Here is a 20,119-nt window from a genome sequence, read left to right on the forward strand (position 1 = left end):
AATCGGCGCGTAGTATAAAGGTTACACAGCACCTTGAATATGGTCTTTTATTAAAATTACTGATATGGAGATCGATATATGTATTCACCAAAATGGTATGTCGGATTGGACATCCAAAATGGCATCCTTCGCGCCGTCGCAGCTATAAAACGCCGAGATGGCTGGCAGCTTCGCCACTGCTGGCAATATCTTTTATCTGACGCTGTCATGCCAGAGGGCCGTTTACAACGGCCAGAAATATTATGTGATATTTTAAATCAATGGCGCCAAGAATTACCTAAAAAAATCAGTTTCAGACTTGCCCTACCTGTACAACAAACATTGCAGAAGAGTCTGATTTTACCTCCAGATATCAATCTTAAAGAGCCGGAACAAGGCTGGTTTATCAACGCCAGTGCCGAGAAACAATTTCCCTTTAACACCCGAGAACTAGCGCTGGATTACCGTATTATTGAACAAAACGCCTACATCAGCGCCGCTCGCCAGAAAGATCTCAACCTCTGGCTACAATGTCTTGCACAAGCAGGAATATTTCCAGACGCCATTGATATTGCCCCCTGTGCCCTACGCTATATAGCGCAATATGCTGGCGTTCCCGCTGATAGTTGGCTGTTACACAGGCAACAATCTGGTTGGCTATGGGTATCTCCTGCCAATGTCCCCTTCGCTTATGATCTAGTATCAGCAAATACAGCTGTTTATCCACAGCAGATTATCCGTCAATTATTTGCTTCATCTATGGCTGAACAGCCTGTTTACTACAGTAGCTACCAACAAGAAGCCCTACCTGAAGGAACTTACTCTTGGGATATGTTGACAGCATTTCGTCACTATCAACCACCACTGCCAATCCAACTGATGGAATATGTGATAGCTGGTGGTTTAGCACTCAGACCGGATGATAAGTAACGATGTATCAGGTTAATTTTCTACCTTGGCGCCAAACCCGGCTAAAACATCGTTATCGTTGGTGGGCGATTCTTCTCTTATTGCAATTGATGTTGTGGCTGACAGTGCTCGTCTGGATGTTATTAAAACAACAGGAAACGATTAACCAGTATCAAAGACAATGGCAGCAACTCAACCAGCAACAATTATATTTGCAACAACAGATAACTCAGACAGAGGAGGCGGTTAATCTTCACAACAAACTGGCCTATAAATTAAAACAACAACAAACGTGGCTGAAACAGAACCAACAACATTGGCAATTATTCAATGAATTACCTGAATTATTACCGGAAGGAAGTTGGTTAACCGCTTTCGATGATCAGGCAGGTCAATTAAAACTGGTTGCTAATAGTCTGGATTATTCCAGTATGACGTCTCTGCTGGATAATCTTGAAAACAACGGGCAATTGTCTGGAATTCAACTAAAAAAGATGACCACTACCGAACAACAAATTAGACAATTTATTATTGACGCTAACTGGCAGACGGAGATATCCGATGATAAAAAGTGACTATCTATGGTGGTTTGCCAAACCAACCTGGCTGCTCTTTATCTGGCAGCAAGCTATTATCATGCCATTTCTGATTCTGTTTTATCTTTTCTTCTGGCAAGAAAGAATTGAACAGCGAAGTAGCCTGACACAAAAAATAGCAGCTCAACAAATCAATACCAAAGCAGCCAATGAACGACTAAATCAGCTACCGATATTGGAAGATATACAACAACACATCAACCAAATAGAAAATGTACTCAGTAAGCCGCGACAAAATGAGGTAAAAATTACCACAATAAAACAATTACAACAGCCATTGATAAACTCTGGCGCGCAAGTTCTTGAGTGGCAACGTAAAAAAGAAGGGGAAAAAACGCTCTGGCAAATCACAATTTGTTTGAACTACGAACAGATGCTAAGTTTTCTTGAGGCGTTACAAGCGTTATATCCACCACTGCTGATTAAACAGCTTTCCATTTCACCATCAGGTGAATCTCTAAACGTCAAAATCACCCTGTCAGAAACCTCACATGAGGAATTTTATGACTAAAAAATTTATTCTGTTTATCCTTTTTCTGCCCGCTATTGTTGTTGCAGAAATAAGAAATCCTTTTGCTCCCCCGATGATAGAGCCAGAAGAGCAATCGGTTGAGTTATTTGATCAATCAGTCAATGAGACCGAAATTCAGTCCCTCTCAACCGTATTACAATATGCAGATGCAGAAAGAATCGCCATGAATCTCAGGCAAAATACGCCCGCACTGATAACAAAAGAAGGTAAAGTTGATTTTGATCCTGAAACTAACAGTTTGATTTTACAGGATACCCCCATCGCCATCGCACAGATAAAAAGCTGGTTGAAAGAGATAGATACACCACAGCAGCAAGTGCAGATTACTGCACATATCGTGACCAGTAGCCGAGAAGCATTACATGAACTCGGCATTTACTGGGGTATGCCGATAGGAGAGCAGATTAATACATCAACTGGTATAAACCGCCTCAATATCAACCAAGCAGCCAACGATAACATGCATCGATTTGCGTTTAATATTGCCCGCATTCACACCAGTTTACTGGAAATGGAGCTCAGTGCCTTAGAACAAGAAAACCAACTAGATATTATCGCTAGCCCAAGACTAACCGCCTCACATCAACAGTTAGCCAGCATCAAGCAAGGCTCTGATATTCCTTACATCAGCCAAGAAAAAGAGAAAAGTACCGTGCAATTTAAAGAAGCCGTACTAGGAATGGAAGTCACACCCCATATACTGAGAAAAAACAAAATCAGGCTCTCTCTGAAAATCAGTCAAAACATGCCAGGGATCTCAATAAGTCAAGGAGGAGGTGAGAATTTAACCATCGACAAACAGGAAATAATAACTCAAATTACTGTAAAAAATGGTGAAACACTTATTCTCGGTGGAATTTTTCAACAGAAAAAAGGCGAGCAAACCCAGAAGGTCCCTTATCTATCGGACATCCCACTAATTGGCTCATTATTCAACCAAAAAGGTCATAAACACAGCCGACGTGAGTTAGTCATATTTATTACACCTCAATTGATGGACATTTGATCAAAAATAAAAATATAACTATTATATCAGTGAGTTGGGTCTAAAAAACTTAACTGTTCCGTATGATGATGCGCAGATTTTTCCAACTAATCCTGTTTATAGATTTGACGCTGAGTCCGATTTAGCATACAAGAGTTAACTAATTGAGTGGTCGGGTTTAACATCACAATAATCAGCCAATGAAACCAGAGCTTCCGTCACAAAAAGCTCGTCGTTGATTTATATAGTTGCAAAACTGGCTGATGTACTGAGATAATTTTGTTATCTGATCTCACATTACCGCTCATGAGGTTTCAGTTTAGGTCCCGCTGCTGATTTTGATTAGCGGGGCGGGTTATCATTAACGAATAGTCTTAGTAATACCAAAAACATGGCAGAGAAACGTAATATCTTTCTGGTTGGGCCTATGGGTGCCGGCAAAAGCACTATTGGTCGTCAGTTAGCTCAGCAACTCAATATGGAGTTTTACGACTCCGATCAAGAAATTGAGCGACGTACCGGAGCTGACGTGGGCTGGGTATTCGATGTGGAAGGCGAAGAAGGCTTCCGCGAACGCGAAGAAAAAGTGATTAACGAACTCACTGAAAAACAAGGCATTGTACTGGCGACTGGGGGAGGTTCTGTGAAATCCAGAGAAACCCGTAATCGTCTGTCTGCCCGTGGTGTCGTGGTCTACTTGGAAACCACCATTGAAAAACAGCTAGCACGCACCCAGCGCGATAAAAAACGCCCCTTACTTCAAGTCGATGCACCAGCACGCGAAGTTTTAGAAAATTTAGCAAGCGAACGTAACCCTCTATACGAGGAAATTGCTGACGTCACTATCCGTACCGATGAACAAAGCGCTAAAGTTGTCGCTAACCAAATCATTGAGTTACTGGAAAAGAACTGATTTAAGCAAGTCTGTACAGCGATAAATAATTAAGGCGAAGGCTGCTTATGGAAAAGATCACTGTCACTTTAGGGGAACGTAGTTACCCAATTACCATTGCAAAAGGGTTATTTGACGATCCTTCTGCTTTTGCACCATTAAAAGCAGGCCAGCAAGTTATGCTGGTGACAAATCAAACCCTAGCTCCGCTGTATTTGGCAAAAGTAAAAGCTATCTTACAGCAAACCGGGATTCGGGTAGATGAAGTAGTTCTACCTGATGGTGAACAGTACAAATCTCTTTCCGTATTAAATGACGTATTTTCTGCTTTGCTGGAAAATAACCACAGCCGGGACACAACGCTTATCGCTCTCGGTGGCGGCGTAATCGGTGATTTAACTGGTTTTGCCGCTGCCTGTTATCAACGTGGTGTCCGTTTTATTCAAATGCCTACCACCCTTCTTGCCCAGGTTGATTCCTCTGTCGGAGGAAAAACCGCAGTAAACCATCCCCTTGGCAAGAACATGATAGGTGCATTCTATCAACCAGTCTCTGTGATGGTCGATCTTAATTGCCTGCAAACGCTTCCAGCCCGCGAACTCTCTTCCGGTCTGGCTGAGGTCATCAAGTACGGTATCATTCTCGACAGCGTATTTTTTAGTTGGCTTGAAGATAATATGGATAAACTCCTGGCTCTTGACAACCAAGCAATGGCTTACTGCATCCGTCGTTGCTGCGAATTGAAAGCTGAAGTTGTCGCAGCAGATGAGAAAGAATTGAGTGGCTTGCGTGCCCTACTGAATCTTGGTCACACCTTCGGTCACGCCATCGAAACAGAAATGGGATATGGTGTCTGGTTACATGGGGAAGCAGTTGCCGCCGGAATGGTCATGGCTGCAAGAACAGCTCAACTTGTTGATAATTTCTTTGAACAGGATACTCAACGTATTATCCGATTGTTGGAGCGGGCAAATCTGCCTGTACGCGGGCCACAAAACATGCCACCAGAAGCCTACCTCCCACATATGATGCGAGATAAGAAAGTTATAGCAGGTAAATTACGACTGGTTCTTCCAACAAAAATAGGTAAAGCTGATCTTCGCTCAGATATTGAACACAACTGTGTTCTTGACGCTATCCGTCAGTGTTTACTATGAAAGTGTGTAAATTTTAAGTAAGTTGTATGCTTATAGCATTAAATTAAATGTTTTTTTGCATCCATCTGGTTGTTGTGTCATAAAATAACGACTCTATCAGACAAATTTCTATCTTCGTTAAGTCAGCCTGCCGGACTGACTTCAATTGCAATTGGCAGTATTGGCTCTGTTTGGAGGGCATATGGACGAATTCAAATCAGAAAATGAACAAAGAGCAAATAACGAGTTTAGGCCAGATACCTCAGATCGCCGTCCTTCACGCTCGCGTCAGCCATTAAACAAACCCAAATTTGCGGTTTCACGTCAGCAAATGATGCTCGGCATTGGGATTTTAGTGCTGCTACTGCTGATTATTGCTATCAGTTCTGCCTTAAAAGCCCCAACTGAACATGAAAAACAGCAATCGCCAAATGTTGCCGAGAAGAATATTGATTTATCAAGTTCATCATCCAGCAACGATGACAATCAATCCATAACATCAGAGAATACCACTACAGATACAATCAACAGACCACAGGAAATCAATGTTCCTCCTGTCAGTGGTACTTCAACTCAACCTCATCAGCTTCAAACTAACAATGGCGAAACCCAAAATCAGCGCATTGAATTATCAGGAAATATTCCTGATGCACTGACTCAACAACAAAGTAATATAAATCACGCAGTACAGAATCTGAATCAAACCCAACAATCACTGCCAGTAACACCGCCACCGGTGGTACAGCAGAAATCAGAAAATATCCGTCCACTGAAATCAGAAACACCAGCTAAATCAAAACCATCGACAAGTCATGCTAGCAGTAAAAACAATGTGGTCAGTAGCACCAGTAGTGATCAATTAAAAACCCCGGCAAACCACTACACTTTGCAATTAAGTAGTGCCAGCCGCTCAGATACACTGACCGCTTTTGCTAAAAAGCATAATCTTACCCATTACAAAGTTTATGAAACTAAACGTAATGGAAAAGTTTGGTTTGTTTTAATTCATGGTGATTACCGTTCCGTTTCTGAAGCCAAACGGGCCGTTTCATCTCTACCAGCCGAGATTCAGGCGAAAAAACCTTGGGTTAGAACGATGCAGCAAGTGCAACAAGACCTAAGAAAATAAAACAATATTTATTAGGCGCTGATATGCTGTCCTAAACAGAGTACAATCTGCGGCTCTGGAATGATTGAGTAATTAATTGACAGCATGAAAAAAAAACGCGCTTTCTTAAAATGGGCCGGTGGAAAATACCCGTTGGTAGATGATATCAAACGTCATCTGCCAGCCGGTAGTTGTCTGATAGAGCCATTTGTTGGCGCAGGTTCTGTCTTTTTGAACACAGACTACGATTCTTATATCCTCGCTGATATCAACAGTGACCTGATTAACCTGTACAACACAGTAAAACTCAGGGCTGATGAGTTTATCGTCCACACACAGCCTCTGTTTACCCAAGAATACAATACAGCCGAACATTTTTATCAGTTACGAGAGCAATTTAACCAAAGCACTGACCCGTTCCATCGCAGCGTGTTATTCCTTTATCTCAATCGCCATTGTTACAACGGCCTCTGTCGTTATAATTCTCATGGTAAATTTAACGTACCTTTTGGCCGTTATAAAAAACCCTACTTTCCCGAAGAAGAATTACACTGGTTTGCTGAAAAAGCCCAAAATGCGACTTTTATCTGTGAGCACTACCAACACACGTTGAACGAAGCACATAAAGGCTCAGTTATCTATTGCGATCCTCCTTATGCTCCTTTGTCAGCAACAGCGAACTTTACGGCGTATCACACCAATAGTTTTAACGTTGCAGATCAGGAAAATCTGGCAAATATTGCATTTAAGTTATCATCAGAACGTGCAATTCCTGTTTTGATATCCAACCACGATACGCCAATGACGCGAAAATGGTACTATCAGGCTTCACTTCATATTGTCAAAGCACGTCGTACTATCAGCAGGAATATCCTTGCCCGCAGTAAGGTAGACGAACTTTTGGCATTATATCGCTGATTTATCCACTCCCCTTTTGCCTGGCAATTAAGGGATGATAGAAACGATTTGGAGAAGATAATGAAAGACTTTCTGATTGCCCCATCCATTTTATCTGCAAATTTTGCGCGGCTGGGTGAAGATACAGTTAAGGTGCTGGCAGCAGGGGCTGACGTTGTTCACTTTGATGTGATGGACAACCATTATGTCCCTAACCTGACTATCGGGCCTATGGTCTGCCAGGCTCTACGAGATTATGGCATCACTGCACCAATCGATGTCCATTTGATGGTAAAACCGGTTGACCGCATCATCCCTGATTTTGCCAAAGCAGGAGCAACTTACATTACCTTCCACCCAGAAACCAGCGAGCATATTGACCGCAGTTTACAACTGATCAAAGAGCATGGTTGTAAAGCTGGCTTGGTATTCAATCCTGCAACTCCATTGAGTTATCTTGATTATGTCTTGGATAAACTGGATATCATTCTATTGATGTCGGTAAATCCCGGTTTCGGTGGCCAATCTTTCATCCCTGGAACACTAGAGAAACTGCGTCAGGTTCGTAAAATCATTGATGAAAGCGGTTATGATATTCGTCTTGAAGTAGACGGTGGCATTAAAGCTAACAACATTGCCGCAGCAGCAACCGCGGGAGCAGATATGTTTGTTGCTGGCTCAGCTATTTTCAATCAGCCTGATTACAAAACTGTTATTGATAATATGCGTAGTGAATTGTCAAAGGTATCTCATGGCAAGTAAGGTATTAAAAGGTATTCGTGCTATCGCTTTTGATCTGGACGGCACACTGGTAGACAGCGCCGATGGTTTGGCTGATGCACTGGATCAAGCGCTGTTAGCCAAAGATCTCCCTGCTGCGGGAAAAGAGCGGGTTGCTGCTTGGGTAGGTAATGGCGCAGACATTATGGTCGAACGGGCGTTGACATGGGCCAGAGTCAAATTGACCGCGCAACTGCATAAAGAAACCCGTGAGCTATTTGATCGATTCTATGAAACAACTGTAACAACAGGCAGTCAACTGTTCCCAGAAGTCAAAGCTACATTGGCTGAACTGGCAAAACACAATTTGCCAATGGGTATCATCACCAATAAACCAACACCTTTCATTGCTCCTCTGCTGGCTTCTTTAGGCATCAGTGAATATTTTTCATTAGTGTTAGGTGGTGATGATGTTAAAGAGAAAAAGCCACATCCGGCACCTATTTATTTAACAATGGGCACATTCGGACTGCGTAAGGAAGAACTGCTCTTTGTCGGTGATTCCCGTAATGATATTTTAGCAGCACAAGCGGCTGGTTGCCCTTGTGTTGGTTTAACTTATGGATATAACTACGGTGAATCTATTGCATTAAGCAATCCAGATTGCATATTAACGAATTTTTCGGATCTGCTATCCATAATTGGACTCCCATATTTAAAACTTCAGGAAGCATAATAAAATGAATAAACCCACTGTATCTGAAACACTAAACTCCCAAAAACCTATTGTATTCAGCGGCGCACAGCCTTCCGGTGAACTAACCATCGGTAACTATATGGGGGCGTTACGTCAGTGGGTTAAAATGCAGGATGATTATGACTGCATCTATTGCATTGTTGACCAACATGCAATTACAGTCCGCCAGGACTCAAAAGAGTTGAGAAAACGCACTCTGAATACACTAGCTCTCTACCTGGCTTGTGGCATTGACCCAGAGAAAAGTACTATTTTTGTCCAATCTCATGTCCCACAACACGCTCAGTTAAGCTGGGTTCTAAACTGTTATACTTATTTCGGTGAACTCAGCCGCATGACTCAGTTTAAAGACAAATCAGCTCGTCATGCCGAAAACATCAATGCAGGCTTGTTTGACTATCCTGTACTGATGGCAGCGGATATTTTGGTATACCAAACAAATCAGGTTCCTGTAGGTATCGATCAGAAACAACATCTTGAATTGAGCCGTGATATTGCTCAACGATTTAATGCCATCTACGGCAATATCTTCTCTTTACCAGAGCCGTTTATCCCAACCGGTGGTGCCCGTGTTATGGCCCTTCAAGACCCAGAAAAGAAAATGTCCAAGTCAGATGATAACCGTAACAACGTTATCGCTCTGTTGGAAGATCCAAAATCAGCCGCTAAAAAGATAAAACGCGCAGTCACAGATTCAGAAGAACCTCCTCGTGTTCGCTATGATCTGGAACAAAAACCGGGTGTTTCCAATTTATTAGATATCCTCGCGGGTGTTACTGACAAAACCATTCCTGAACTGGAAGCAGAATTTGAAGGCCAGATGTATGGTCATTTAAAAAGTGCTGTTGCTGATGCAGTTTCCGGTATGTTGACTGAGTTACAAAAGCGTTTCCACTATTTCCGTAATGATGAAATCCTGCTGAACAGAATCATGGCAGAAGGTGCAGCGAAGGCAAAAGCCCGCGCTCAGATTACGCTAGATAAAGTGTATGAAGCTGTTGGTTTTATTGCTCACCCTTAATTAAGAGATAAAATGTGCACGTTCACCACGTGCACATTTCAGGCTACAGAAAAGCAATACGATTGGACAAATTAAAACAGTATAAAGCAAGCTTAAACTGACCTATTTAAGATATTCCGATTTTTCATATTCGATTATTTAACTGGTTTATTAAAAAGTTTATTCTGCGGTTGAAAATATTATTAAAGCGGTTCATTTTGGAAAATATATTACCTGATTAACCTATTCATATTTACTTTTTTCGGGGAATATAACCATTAACAAAACCAATTTTTGCTTCTCATTTTCCATTGATAGTTTTATGACAGGCAAATTTTAAGCCATTATTAAAGGTCGTTGTTTTACCCTCTAAATAAGGTTTCATAATTCCGCTACACGTGGTTTCCTTCAACCCATTGTTATGCATAGGGTTGTTAGTAGATAAGGTGTAGCACCATTTTGGAAAGTTATTTAGTTTTAATTTTAATAGTATAAGGTTTTAACCGTTGTTTTTACCACTTTTAATCACCTGATTTTTATTCGGTTTAATCGGAAGTTCTTTGTCACCCTGATACCGATGTACTATGACTATCACAACCCACCCCACTTTCATGCCTACTACGATGAACATACGGAAAACATCCTAAAAAAGCCTATTCCTTGTACAGACCAATATCTGATTCACAAAAATAAGTCATTAAAAATCAGTTAACTATAAAAAAATCATTTTTTTTCTCATATTCACTGTAAGAAATTGATGTGCGGTGCGACTAATCGAGTGAAGCAAATGCTCGTTTCAGCGAAGCAGTAATTCACCTTCTACACCAATATAAAAGGAACGTTCTATGACTAAACAAACGACAAAAGCATTACTGGCCCTAGCCTTAGGCAGCGCACTGATTACGGTAGGCACTTCAGCAATGGCGGATTCCGGCAGCAAAATGGAGAAATGCTATGGCGTTTCTCTGAAAGGGAAAAACGACTGTAAAGCAGGCGCAGGCACCACCTGTGCTGGTACCTCAAAAAAGGATTATCAGGGTAATGCCTGGAAAATGGTACCGGCGGGTTCCTGCGTAAAAATGAAGTCTCCGACCTCCCCAACTGGTTTTGGTCAACTGGACGCATTTAAAGAAGCGTAATTCTGGCATCAGGCAGGAGCTCATACGATGACAATTTCTTTACCCTCACATAGTGTCTCTCGTGATGCTCCTGACTGTCTCATGCTAAATAGGCTTCCGACCAGAGCAGGGATCGGGTTAAAGCCGGAGCATTTTCGCGCTATCCTGCGCGATAAACCCGACATTGGTTTTTTTGAAATTCACGCGGAAAATTATTTGGTTGCGGGAGGTCCGTTTCATCAAGCACTAACCGCCATTCGCCAAGATTATCCGCTCTCTATTCATGGTGTGGGCATGTCCATCGGAGGAGAAAGTCCTCTGAATCAGACTCATTTACAACGTGTTGCTGCGCTGGTTGAACGCTACCAGCCGACCGTTTTTTCTGAACACCTTGCCTGGTCGACGCACAACGATCTATTTCTCAATGATCTGCTACCGCTGCCTTATACCGACGTCACGCTGACGCGGGTCTGCGAACACATCGATCAGGTACAAAATGCGCTGCGTCGCCCCATTCTGCTGGAAAACCCATCTACTTACATCGAGTTCAGTGCCTCAACCATGAGCGAGACTGACTTTATCTCCGAGGTGATACGCCGCACCGGATGCGGACTACTGCTGGATGTGAACAATCTCTATATCAGTGGCGTCAACCATAATCGCTGCCCACGGCAGATGCTATTCGAACTGCCACTTCACCGTGTCGGTGAAATTCATCTGGCAGGCTATACGGAAAGCCGCGATGGGGCAAACGACTTGCTGTTGATTGATTCACACGACAGTCATGTGACCGGGCCTGTCTGGGATCTTTATAACGAGACCCTGAATGAAACAGGGCCGATCGCCACCCTGATCGAATGGGACAGCAATATCCCACCATTAGACGTGTTACTAAACGAAGCCGGCCATGCCCAGCGTTACATTACGGAGAGCTCGAAAAATGCAACAACAACTGTATCAAGCACTTCTTGACCCCGACCTCGCGGTACCAGAGGGGCTGACAGTCTGGAACGATAGCGATCCAGCGGTACGTTTTGCGGTTTATCGTAATAATGTCATGGCGTCGCTGATCGACGCACTGGCCGAAAACTGCCCTGTCCTTCTCGCCCAGCTCGGAAAGTGCTTTTTTCGTGCGATGGCGGCGGAGTTTATACGTCAACAACCTCCACCCTCTCCTGTTTTGGCAAGCTATGGCGCACAATTGCCGGACTGGATTGCGACATTTCAGCCGTTGGCAGACTGGCCTTGGCTGAGCGATCTCACCCGGCTGGAAATGTTGTTTATCGAATCACTGCATGCAGCGGACCCTGCCAAACAGACGGCAGAAGCGGCCCCCGTTGACGACCCCGCACAGTTGCTGATGGCGCTCCATCCTTCGGTACGGCTCTTTAGTTCAGATTATGCCGTCTTCAGCCTATGGGCCTCACACCAACAAAATGAAAACGAGATGCTGCTGGACCCATTCCAGCCTGAACATATGTTGCTGTGCCGCGTTGACGACGACGTGCGAATAATGTTGCTCAGCCGTGCGGAAATGCAATTTGTTGCTATGCTCCAGTCCGGTCGGTGTCTTACCGAAGCCCTAGATATTGCCGCCAGGGAGGATGCAACTTTTGAGCCTCAGTCGGTTTTACAACGCATGCAGCACTATGGACTGATCCTTTCTCTATACAGCAACACGGAGCGCTAAAATGGCATTACTCAATATAGCATTACTCAAAATGTTAGCGTTAAAAGGGCAACACATTGCGCAGGAAAGTGTTATTCCCCTTCTGGCGCGCATTAGCCTTGCCGCAACATTCTGGCTGTCAGGCCAAAGCAAAGTGGTGGGATTAAACATAGATATTCTGGAGACACGCACACCCTGGCAATTAGGGATTCCGCGAGTTACCGATAGCTCCGTGTCGCTCTTTACCAGCGAGTACAAGCTTCCTCTACTGCCACCCGATGTTGCTGCCGTCATGGCCGCGACCGCAGAACACTTGTTTCCGCTGCTGCTGATTGTCGGATTAGCGACACGCTTCTCCGCGCTAGCATTAATGGTGATGACGCTGGTGATTCAGATATTTGTTTATCCGGATGCCTGGCCTGTTCACGCTACCTGGCTGACGGCTCAGTTGTATCTGGTGACTTATGGCGGTGGGAGGTTTTCGCTTGATCGCCTGATTTACCGACATCGTACCTGATTCCCCCTCCCTACGTTACTTTATTTTGATTCTCATTTTCGCCACGAGCGAATGCGGAAGTGATAGTGCGCAGGTCGGCAAGCTGTTGTCTGAAGTTTCGGCACCCGTCGCATATTTTCAAATGCAGCATTAGCTGAACATGTTGAGAAAGCACGATTTTTTCATCCAGCGCCTGAGACATCAGGCGTGTAGCTTGGTAACAACTAAGCATATTTATCCTCCTGGGAAAACCAGCGTTGTGACAAACATTCGCGTAAACGCATACGCGCACGCCAGAGCATCACATTCAGGTTGCTGACAGAGAGCGCCATCTCCTGACAGATCTCCTGAGTCTCAAGACCAATAAATTCGCGCATCATAAATGCCCGTGCGTTTTGCGTTGGCAACTGTGTCAGACAAAGCTCGAAAACCGTCCAAAATTGCTCCTGTTCGGCCGCCTCATCCGGTAAATGCCAGCGCTGAGAATGCTCGTTTCGTGGCCAGTGACCAGACTCATCAAACAGCGCTTCGAAATTTTGCTCATCAACATCATCAGTCAGTTGCACGCTGCTGTGCCGATAACGCATACGCAAGGCGTCCGAGATTTTGTTGCGCAGGATCGTAAACACCCAGCTTTTCCAGGCGGCTCGTCCGGCAAAGGAAGAGGCATTCTTCATCGCCCCTTCCAGCGCCTCTTGAACAACGTCTTCCGCCTGATGAAAATCATTCAACTGCAAGCTAGCAAACTGCAACATCTGTTTATGCAGCATGGAAAAAAACTGCGGATCCCGCAGCAGATTATTGATATCGGACATCTTAGTTTCTATCTCAACAGGATTGTTCGGGATAACCGGGTATTACTGGCGGAATCGTTTAAATTCACTCACATGACTTAGGGACCGTTTGGGGAACGGGGACAATTCTAAATTAAATCTGTTTTTTGTACAGCAGGGGACGTGTCTTTTCCCCAGCGTCACCTATTTTTCATTCAACTTCATAGCGTCATGGAGAAGTAAATCTGACCAGTTCTGCCGAGAGAGTGACCATGCAGATAATAGCTGCAATGGCAGAGTTTAAACAAGACTTACTGATAGAGCGCACTCATTCTGGTATTGCACGAGCTAAAGCAGTAGGAAAACACATGGGACGCCGTTCGGTACTTAATGAGGAACAACAACGAGTGGTGATTGAACATCTGAAAGTAGGAAGTAGTGTCAGTGCTAATGTGCACGTTCACCACGTGCACATTTTATTATTTCCCGAACAACCTACGGTTAAAATCCTCAATCTTTCCAAACATCACCCGCTTTTGCATAGTCAGGCTCCAACTGGCAGATAACCCAGCGGCACTCATCAACCGACGATATTGCTCTTCATCAAATGGCATATTAAAAGCAATCGCTACCGCTTCTTTAACCAAAACATCACTATTACGGGAAACAAGAACAAAAGGCTCATCCGGGCTAACATTTCCCGCTGCAATAATTCGGTAAAGCCAACCACAGCGGCCACTCCCCTGCATAATGGCAGAAAAATTACTGATACCGGAATGAGAATTGAGTTTGTAACAAGGCGAACGAGGCTGAGTTACCTGAAGCATGGCCTCTCCCCAACTGAAAATATCACCGATACAAACATTTTCTTCAGTCAACCCCGTTGTGGAAATATTTTCGCCAAACGCGGGAGCAATAAAGAAATCTTCCTGATCAGGAAATTGATGTTTCCAGAAATCGTAGTGTTCACGGGGATAATGGCAAAGCGCACGATCAGGGCCACCATGGAAACGGGTTTCGGCCTGTTCATCACCTTCTAATCCTAGAGAAGTCAGACGCAAGCTACCATCAACCATCCGTTTGTTAATTGCGCTGGCAGAAAGTTTTCCTGATATTTCAATTTTACCCGTATATACCTGCGGACAATACATAATTCACTTTCCTTATTGAAATCAGTCTGACATCACCATCATAAACCAATATTCAACCAATAAAAATGCCGGCAGTCATATCAGCCGGCATAGCAGAAAAGACAAATTATTCAGAAAGTTATTTCACTTTTTCCTGATAACGTATCGCTGCTTCATCCCAGTTAACAACGCTCCAGAATGCTTTAATATAGTCAGGACGACGGTTTTGGTACTGTAAGTAATAAGCATGTTCCCAAACATCCAGACCAATAATCGGATAACCAGATGCACCAGAAATCGCTTCACCCATTAATGGGCTATCCTGGTTAGCAGTCGATACAACCGCCAGTTTGCCATCATCTTTCAGTACTAGCCACGCCCAACCAGAACCAAAGCGGGTAGCCGCTGCCTGCTCAAATTTCTCTTTAAAAGAATCTATACTACCGAAATCGCGTTCAATAGCTTCTTTTAATGGACCTTGCAGAGTTGTGCCTAATTTCAGACCTTTCCAAAACAAGCTATGGTTAGCGTGCCCACCAGCATTATTACGAACAAAAGTACGTTTATCAGCAGGTATCTTATCTAATTGCTGAATCAGATCATCAATATCCAGTCCTGCCAGCTCAGGGAAGGCTTCCAGGGCGCTATTGGTATTATTAACGTAAGTCTGATGATGCTTGGTATGGTGGATTTCCATCGTCTGCTTATCAAAATGAGGTTCCAGAGCTTCATAAGAATAAGGAAGAGAAGGTAATGAATAGCTCATATCATGTACTCCAGTCATATAAGAATGGTTCAAAGTCCACACCTTGTGAACAACGTGATCATTATAGTTAATTAAATATTATTGGAAATGCTTATCAACACCATATTCTCATTATGGTTTTATCATACAACTGTGTTTCAGTGACTTATCAGTCAATTTGTCTATATTAAACATTATTATTGGATTAGGATTTTGAATTACTATTTTTGATTAGCAATTAAACCTAAATAAACCCGCCACACTAAATGACAATCACGTGAAAAATATTCTTTTTATTGCGTGATCTTCCGCGCAAAAAAAAAACAAAAATTCTCTTTACACTTTAGTTAACTTTGATTTGACATAATATTAACATTCGTAAGGAGAATATTATATGACCAAAATAATGAAGCACCCTATTCCTATCGCCATTGCAGAACATGCCCTGATGAATGAGCAACAATATCAACAAGACTACCAATTATCGTTGCAAGATCCCGACAGGTTCTGGGGTGAAAAAGGAAAAATTGTTGACTGGATTAAGCCTTACACCAAGGTAAAGAATACCTCTTTTGATCCTGGACATATCAATATCCGCTGGTTTGAAGATGGAACACTAAACTTAAGCGCAAATTGTCTCGATCGTCATCTAAAAGAACGTGGTGAGCAAACCGCTATTATCTGGGAAGGTGATGATCCAACAGAATCCAAAGCAATAACCTATCGTGAACTACACCATGATGTATGTCAGTTTTCCAATGTATTGAAAAATATGGGTATTAAAAAAGGCGATGTTGTTGCTATTTACATGCCGATGGTGCCAGAAGCAGCGGTTGCCATGTTAGCATGTGCCCGCATTGGTGCTATTCACTCTGTTATTTTCGCAGGTTTTTCTCCTGATGCTGTATCCGGGCGTATCATCGATTCAAACACCAAATTGGTCATTACCGCCGATGAAGGATTAAGAGCAGGACGTACAATCCCCCTGAAAAAGAATGTTGATGACGCATTAAATAATGCAGCCGTTGTCAATGTATCCAATGTGATCGTTTTTAAACGTACTGGAAATATTGGTCACTGGCAATCTGGCCGCGACCTTTGGTGGCATGAATTGGTAGCAGACGCGAGTGCTGACTGTCCAGTTGAAGAGATAAATGCAGAAGACCCACTGTTTATTCTCTATACCTCAGGCTCTACCGGTAAACCCAAAGGGGTACTGCACACCACTGGAGGTTACCTTGTATATGCATCTCTAACATTTAAATATGTATTCGATTATCAGCCGGGGGAAGTTTACTGGTGCACAGCCGATGTGGGATGGGTTACTGGACATAGCTACCTGCTCTACGGCCCCCTTTCCTGTGGCGCTATTACCCTAATGTTTGAAGGTGTACCAAACTATCCTGCGGTTAACCGTTTAAGTCAGGTTATTGATAAACATCAGGTAAATATCCTGTATACAGCACCCACAGCGATTCGTGCCCTGATGGCGGAAGGTGACAAAGCTATTGAAGGAACGAAACGTACTTCTCTGCGTATTATGGGATCAGTTGGCGAACCGATTAACCCGGAAGCTTGGGAATGGTATTACCAGAAAATTGGTAACAGCAAATGCCCGATTGTCGATACCTGGTGGCAAACAGAAACTGGTGGCTTCATGATCACACCACTGCCAGGCGCAACCGAACTAAAAGCAGGTTCCGCAACGCTACCTTTCTTCGGTGTTCAGCCCGCATTGGTTGATAATCTTGGTGAACTACTAGAAGGTGTTTGTGAAGGAAACCTGGTTATTACCGATTCCTGGCCAGGACAAGCACGCTCACTATTTGGCGATCATGACCGTTTCGAACAAACCTATTTCTCTACCTTTAAGGGAATGTATTTTAGTGGTGATGGCGCACGCCGTGATGAAGATGGCTACTATTGGATAACTGGCCGTGTTGATGATGTGCTGAATATTTCCGGCCACCGTCTAGGTACTGCTGAAATTGAATCTGCTTTGGTCTCTCATCCTAAAATTGCAGAAGCTGCTGTCGTAGGTACCCCACATAATATTAAAGGGCAGGCAATTTATGCCTATGTCACCTTAAATCACGGTGAAGAACCCTCTCCAGAACTCTATACAGAAGTCCGTAATTGGGTACGTAAAGAAATCGGTCCGATTGCTACACCAGATATCCTACACTGGACAGACTCCTTACCAAAAACCCGTTCAGGAAAAATTATGCGTCGTATCCTGCGCAAAATAGCCTCCGGCGATACCAACAATCTAGGAGACATTTCAACACTAGCAGATCCAGGAGTAGTAGAAAAATTGTTGGAAGAAAAACAAACAATGAATATTTCGTGACAGATCATGCCGCCTTATGGCGGCTGTAATCAAAATATAATAAATATAAGAGGATATACTCCGATGAATGACGACATTTACCAAGGGATCGAGAATAACCCGCGTTTCAAAGAATTGGTTGAAAAGCGGGGACGTTTTGCATGGTTGCTATCAATAATCACATTAATTCTGTATGTCGGTTTTATTTTTCTCATTGCATTTGCCCCAGAATGGCTAGGTACTCCCCTTTATAATGATTCCAGTATTACCCGTGGAATACCGGTTGGTATTGGTTTAATTGTTATTTCATTCATCTTAACCGGCTTATATGTAATCAGAGCCAATAGCGAGTTTGATCACCTTACCTCACAAATTCTCTGTGAGGTAAAGAAATGAAAAAGTTCCTGTTATTAGCAATAGTGCTATTTCCTCATCTCACCTGGGCTAACGCAATCTCTGAAACTGGAGAAAGGAAACCTATCAACATTCAGGCCATTATCATGTTTGTCCTGTTTGTTGGTTTTACACTCTATATCACTTACTGGGCCTCAAAAAAAACCCGCTCCCGTACTGATTACTACACGGCGGGGGGACGTATTACTGGTTTCCAAAATGGAATGGCAATTGCGGGAGATTTTATGTCCGCAGCATCATTCCTCGGCATTTCCGCTTTAGTCTATACGTCTGGTTATGATGGACTAATTTATTCTATCGGCTTCTTGATTGGCTGGCCTATTATCCTATTTCTGATTGCCGAAAGATTAAGAAACCTTGGACGCTATACTTTTGCCGATGTCGCTTCTTACCGGTTACAGCAACGCCCAATCCGTACGTTATCTGCAATTGGCTCGCTGTTTGTTGTCGCCCTTTATCTTATTGCTCAGATGGTTGGCGCAGGCAAACTTATCGAATTGCTTTTTGGGCTCAATTACCATGTAGCGGTCGTATTGGTTGGTATCCTGATGGTACTTTATGTTTTGTTTGGCGGTATGCTAGCAACGACCTGGGTACAAATTATCAAAGCTATCCTATTACTAGCTGGTGCCACCTTTATGGCCCTTATGGTCATGAAAATAGTAAACTTCAATTTCAATACGTTGTTCAAAGAAGCCATTGCTGTCCACTCAAAAGGTGAAGCCATCATGAGTCCAGGAGGGTTAGTATCTGACCCAATATCCGCACTTTCTCTTGGTTTGGCATTGATGTTTGGTACCGCTGGTTTACCTCATATTATCATGCGTTTCTTTACTGTAAGTGATGCGAAAGAGGCCCGAAAGAGCGTTTTCTACGCTACTGGCTTTATTGGTTATTTTTACATTCTGACTTTTATCATCGGCTTCGGTGCTATTTTACTGGTTAGTCCAAACCCTTCCTTTAAAGATGCTACCGGCGCACTCATTGGTGGTACTAACATGGCAGCCATTCACCTCGCTAGTGCAGTTGGAAGCAACTTGTTTCTGGGTTTTATCTCTGCTGTCGCCTTTGCCACAATTCTAGCCGTTGTTGCGGGGCTAACGCTGGCTGGCGCATCAGCAGTATCACATGACCTATATGCAAACGCCATTAAACGCGGTAAAGCCAATGAACGAGATGAACTGAGAGTATCAAAAATAACAGTTGTGATACTTGGATTTATCGCAATCGGATTAGGTATTCTATTTGAGAACCAGAACATAGCTTTCATGGTTGGATTAGCATTTTCTATTGCTGCAAGCTGTAACTTCCCAACCATTCTTTTGTCTATGTACTGGCGTAAACTCACTACTCGTGGTGCGTTAACCGGAGGTTGGCTAGGATTAATTACATCAGTAGTTTTAATGATTCTCGGTCCAACAATTTGGGTCAGCATTCTCGGTCACGAGAAACCAATCTATCCTTATGAATATCCAGCATTATTCTCAATGATTATCGCTTTTATTGGTTCATGGCTATTTTCTATCACCGATAATTCACAACAAGGTATGCAAGAAAGAGAACAATTTAGAATCCAGTTTATTCGATCACAAACAGGACTTGATATCGCACAAGGAAAAACACACTAATTACGTTTTTATGTCCAGCCTCTCCTTCGGGAGAGGTATTTTCATTAGAAGCCGCCTGAATTCAGAGCTATTTCACAAGTTAACCTCTTGTTTTAATCCTAGGTTAATGATTAACTCTTTTATTTCAATTTATTAATTAACCTCAGCTTCGTTTAAAAATAACGATATCACAATCCCGTAAATTCAAGCTCGGTTTTTTAGGTTGGAATGTATAAGCAATTAGGCTAGCGACGATTTCCAATAAAAAACCGAGCTGACTGCGGTGTCTTGAATGCGCTATCTGAGAAATATTTTTAAGCTGATACA

23 protein-coding genes and 2 pseudogenes are annotated in these 20,119 nt (G+C 43.1%); 19 read left to right on the forward strand and 6 right to left on the reverse strand.

The window, feature by feature from the left end; translation table 11 throughout:
- Nucleotides 1-78 precede the first annotated feature (78 nt).
- The 11 genes from pilM to trpS all read left to right on the forward strand — a co-directional run bounded on the left by pilM (nt 79) and on the right by trpS (nt 9,532).
- Nucleotides 79-909: a pilus assembly protein PilM gene (gene pilM / locus LG003_RS18855; RefSeq protein ID WP_262981375.1), complete on the forward strand. Its 831-nt coding sequence runs from the start codon at nt 79-81 to the stop codon at nt 907-909.
- 2 nt (nt 910-911) lie between these two features.
- A complete protein-coding gene (locus LG003_RS18860) occupies nt 912-1,463 on the forward strand; it encodes a PilN domain-containing protein (protein ID WP_262981376.1) in 552 nt (183 codons plus the stop codon).
- Complete coding sequence (locus LG003_RS18865) at nt 1,450-1,995, forward strand: hypothetical protein (protein ID WP_112878410.1); 546 nt, start codon at nt 1,450-1,452, stop codon at nt 1,993-1,995. Before LG003_RS18860 ends, LG003_RS18865 begins: the two co-directional genes overlap by 14 nt.
- Nucleotides 1,988-3,022 (forward strand): type IV pilus secretin PilQ, encoded by a 1,035-nt coding sequence (pilQ, locus tag LG003_RS18870; protein ID WP_262981377.1) that lies wholly within the window; start codon nt 1,988-1,990, stop codon nt 3,020-3,022. Before LG003_RS18865 ends, pilQ begins: the two co-directional genes overlap by 8 nt.
- 370 nt (nt 3,023-3,392) lie before the next feature.
- Entirely contained in the window at nt 3,393-3,914 is a 522-nt protein-coding gene (aroK, locus tag LG003_RS18875; RefSeq protein ID WP_036779445.1) for a shikimate kinase AroK, read from the forward strand.
- 47 nt (nt 3,915-3,961) lie between these two features.
- Complete coding sequence (gene aroB, locus LG003_RS18880) at nt 3,962-5,050, forward strand: 3-dehydroquinate synthase (protein WP_112878412.1); 1,089 nt, start codon at nt 3,962-3,964, stop codon at nt 5,048-5,050.
- A 181-nt stretch (nt 5,051-5,231) separates the two neighbouring features.
- Entirely contained in the window at nt 5,232-6,158 is a 927-nt protein-coding gene (locus tag LG003_RS18885; RefSeq protein ID WP_112878413.1) for an SPOR domain-containing protein, read from the forward strand.
- Between the two features lie 84 nt (nt 6,159-6,242).
- Nucleotides 6,243-7,055, forward strand: coding sequence for an adenine-specific DNA-methyltransferase (gene dam / locus LG003_RS18890; RefSeq protein WP_112878414.1), 813 nt, complete (start codon nt 6,243-6,245; stop codon nt 7,053-7,055).
- 60 nt (nt 7,056-7,115) lie between these two features.
- Nucleotides 7,116-7,796 carry a ribulose-phosphate 3-epimerase gene (gene rpe, locus LG003_RS18895; protein WP_112878415.1) on the forward strand — a complete coding sequence of 227 codons (681 nt, stop codon included), beginning with the start codon at nt 7,116-7,118 and terminating at the stop codon, nt 7,794-7,796.
- On the forward strand, nt 7,786-8,490 hold the full coding sequence (locus LG003_RS18900; protein WP_262981378.1) for a phosphoglycolate phosphatase: 705 nt from the start codon (nt 7,786-7,788) through the stop codon (nt 8,488-8,490). Before rpe ends, LG003_RS18900 begins: the two co-directional genes overlap by 11 nt.
- A 4-nt stretch (nt 8,491-8,494) precedes the next feature.
- Nucleotides 8,495-9,532, forward strand: a complete 1,038-nt coding sequence (trpS, locus tag LG003_RS18905) for a tryptophan--tRNA ligase (protein WP_262981379.1) — start codon at nt 8,495-8,497, stop codon at nt 9,530-9,532.
- A gap of 478 nt (nt 9,533-10,010) precedes the next feature.
- Here the strand turns inward: trpS and LG003_RS18910 are convergent, their stop codons facing one another.
- Nucleotides 10,011-10,142, reverse strand: a complete 132-nt coding sequence (locus tag LG003_RS18910) for a hypothetical protein (protein ID WP_255566984.1) — start codon at nt 10,140-10,142, stop codon at nt 10,011-10,013.
- Between the two features lie 214 nt (nt 10,143-10,356).
- Between LG003_RS18910 and LG003_RS18915 the strand changes: the two genes are divergently transcribed.
- From LG003_RS18915 to LG003_RS18930, 4 genes are read left to right on the forward strand one after another with little or no spacing between them, the layout of a single operon-like run.
- Complete coding sequence (locus LG003_RS18915; RefSeq protein ID WP_113042734.1) at nt 10,357-10,650, forward strand: BufA1 family periplasmic bufferin-type metallophore; 294 nt, start codon at nt 10,357-10,359, stop codon at nt 10,648-10,650.
- Nucleotides 10,651-10,677: 27 nt separating this feature from the next.
- Nucleotides 10,678-11,601, forward strand: coding sequence for an MNIO family bufferin maturase (gene bufB, locus LG003_RS18920; RefSeq protein ID WP_262981380.1), 924 nt, complete (start codon nt 10,678-10,680; stop codon nt 11,599-11,601).
- Nucleotides 11,570-12,319, forward strand: coding sequence for an HvfC/BufC N-terminal domain-containing protein (locus tag LG003_RS18925; protein ID WP_262981381.1), 750 nt, complete (start codon nt 11,570-11,572; stop codon nt 12,317-12,319). Before bufB ends, LG003_RS18925 begins: the two co-directional genes overlap by 32 nt.
- A 1-nt stretch (nt 12,320) precedes the next feature.
- Complete coding sequence (locus LG003_RS18930) at nt 12,321-12,815, forward strand: DoxX family protein (protein ID WP_240000823.1); 495 nt, start codon at nt 12,321-12,323, stop codon at nt 12,813-12,815.
- A 10-nt stretch (nt 12,816-12,825) separates the two neighbouring features.
- On the opposite strand, the gene LG003_RS18935 is transcribed toward LG003_RS18930, so the two are convergent.
- Nucleotides 12,826-13,026, reverse strand: a complete 201-nt coding sequence (locus LG003_RS18935) for an anti-sigma factor family protein (protein ID WP_112878422.1) — start codon at nt 13,024-13,026, stop codon at nt 12,826-12,828.
- Nucleotides 13,019-13,609 carry an RNA polymerase factor sigma-70 gene (locus tag LG003_RS18940; protein ID WP_262981382.1) on the reverse strand — a complete coding sequence of 197 codons (591 nt, stop codon included), beginning with the start codon at nt 13,607-13,609 and terminating at the stop codon, nt 13,019-13,021. Before LG003_RS18940 ends, LG003_RS18935 begins: the two co-directional genes overlap by 8 nt.
- Before the next feature lie 191 nt (nt 13,610-13,800).
- On the opposite strand from LG003_RS18940, the pseudogene LG003_RS18945 reads away from it, so the two are divergent.
- A pseudogene (locus tag LG003_RS18945) lies at nt 13,801-14,133 on the forward strand (recombinase family protein); the annotation flags it as partial.
- Here LG003_RS18945 and yiiM read toward each other — a convergent pair.
- Both yiiM and sodA read right to left on the reverse strand, forming a co-directional pair.
- Nucleotides 14,047-14,718: a 6-hydroxyaminopurine reductase gene (yiiM, locus tag LG003_RS18950; protein ID WP_112878425.1), complete on the reverse strand. Its 672-nt coding sequence runs from the start codon at nt 14,716-14,718 to the stop codon at nt 14,047-14,049. The pseudogene LG003_RS18945 and the gene yiiM overlap by 87 nt on opposite strands.
- 118 nt (nt 14,719-14,836) lie before the next feature.
- Nucleotides 14,837-15,463, reverse strand: coding sequence for a superoxide dismutase [Mn] (sodA, locus tag LG003_RS18955; protein WP_112878426.1), 627 nt, complete (start codon nt 15,461-15,463; stop codon nt 14,837-14,839).
- A gap of 373 nt (nt 15,464-15,836) precedes the next feature.
- Between sodA and acs the strand changes: the two genes are divergently transcribed.
- The 3 genes from acs (at nt 15,837) to actP (ending at nt 19,813) form a co-directional block, all read left to right on the forward strand.
- Nucleotides 15,837-17,792: an acetate--CoA ligase gene (gene acs, locus LG003_RS18960; protein ID WP_112878427.1), complete on the forward strand. Its 1,956-nt coding sequence runs from the start codon at nt 15,837-15,839 to the stop codon at nt 17,790-17,792.
- Nucleotides 17,793-17,855: 63 nt separating this feature from the next.
- Nucleotides 17,856-18,167: a DUF485 domain-containing protein gene (locus tag LG003_RS18965; RefSeq protein ID WP_112878428.1), complete on the forward strand. Its 312-nt coding sequence runs from the start codon at nt 17,856-17,858 to the stop codon at nt 18,165-18,167.
- On the forward strand, nt 18,164-19,813 hold the full coding sequence (gene actP / locus LG003_RS18970; protein WP_262981383.1) for a cation/acetate symporter ActP: 1,650 nt from the start codon (nt 18,164-18,166) through the stop codon (nt 19,811-19,813). The genes LG003_RS18965 and actP overlap by 4 nt, the downstream gene beginning before the upstream one ends.
- Before the next feature lie 142 nt (nt 19,814-19,955).
- Here actP and LG003_RS18975 read toward each other — a convergent pair.
- Nucleotides 19,956-20,119 (reverse strand): annotated as a pseudogene (locus LG003_RS18975) (IS982 family transposase); the annotation flags it as partial.

Source organism: Photorhabdus kleinii, from assembly GCF_025384885.1.
GTDB classification, from domain to species: domain Bacteria; phylum Pseudomonadota; class Gammaproteobacteria; order Enterobacterales; family Enterobacteriaceae; genus Photorhabdus; species Photorhabdus kayaii.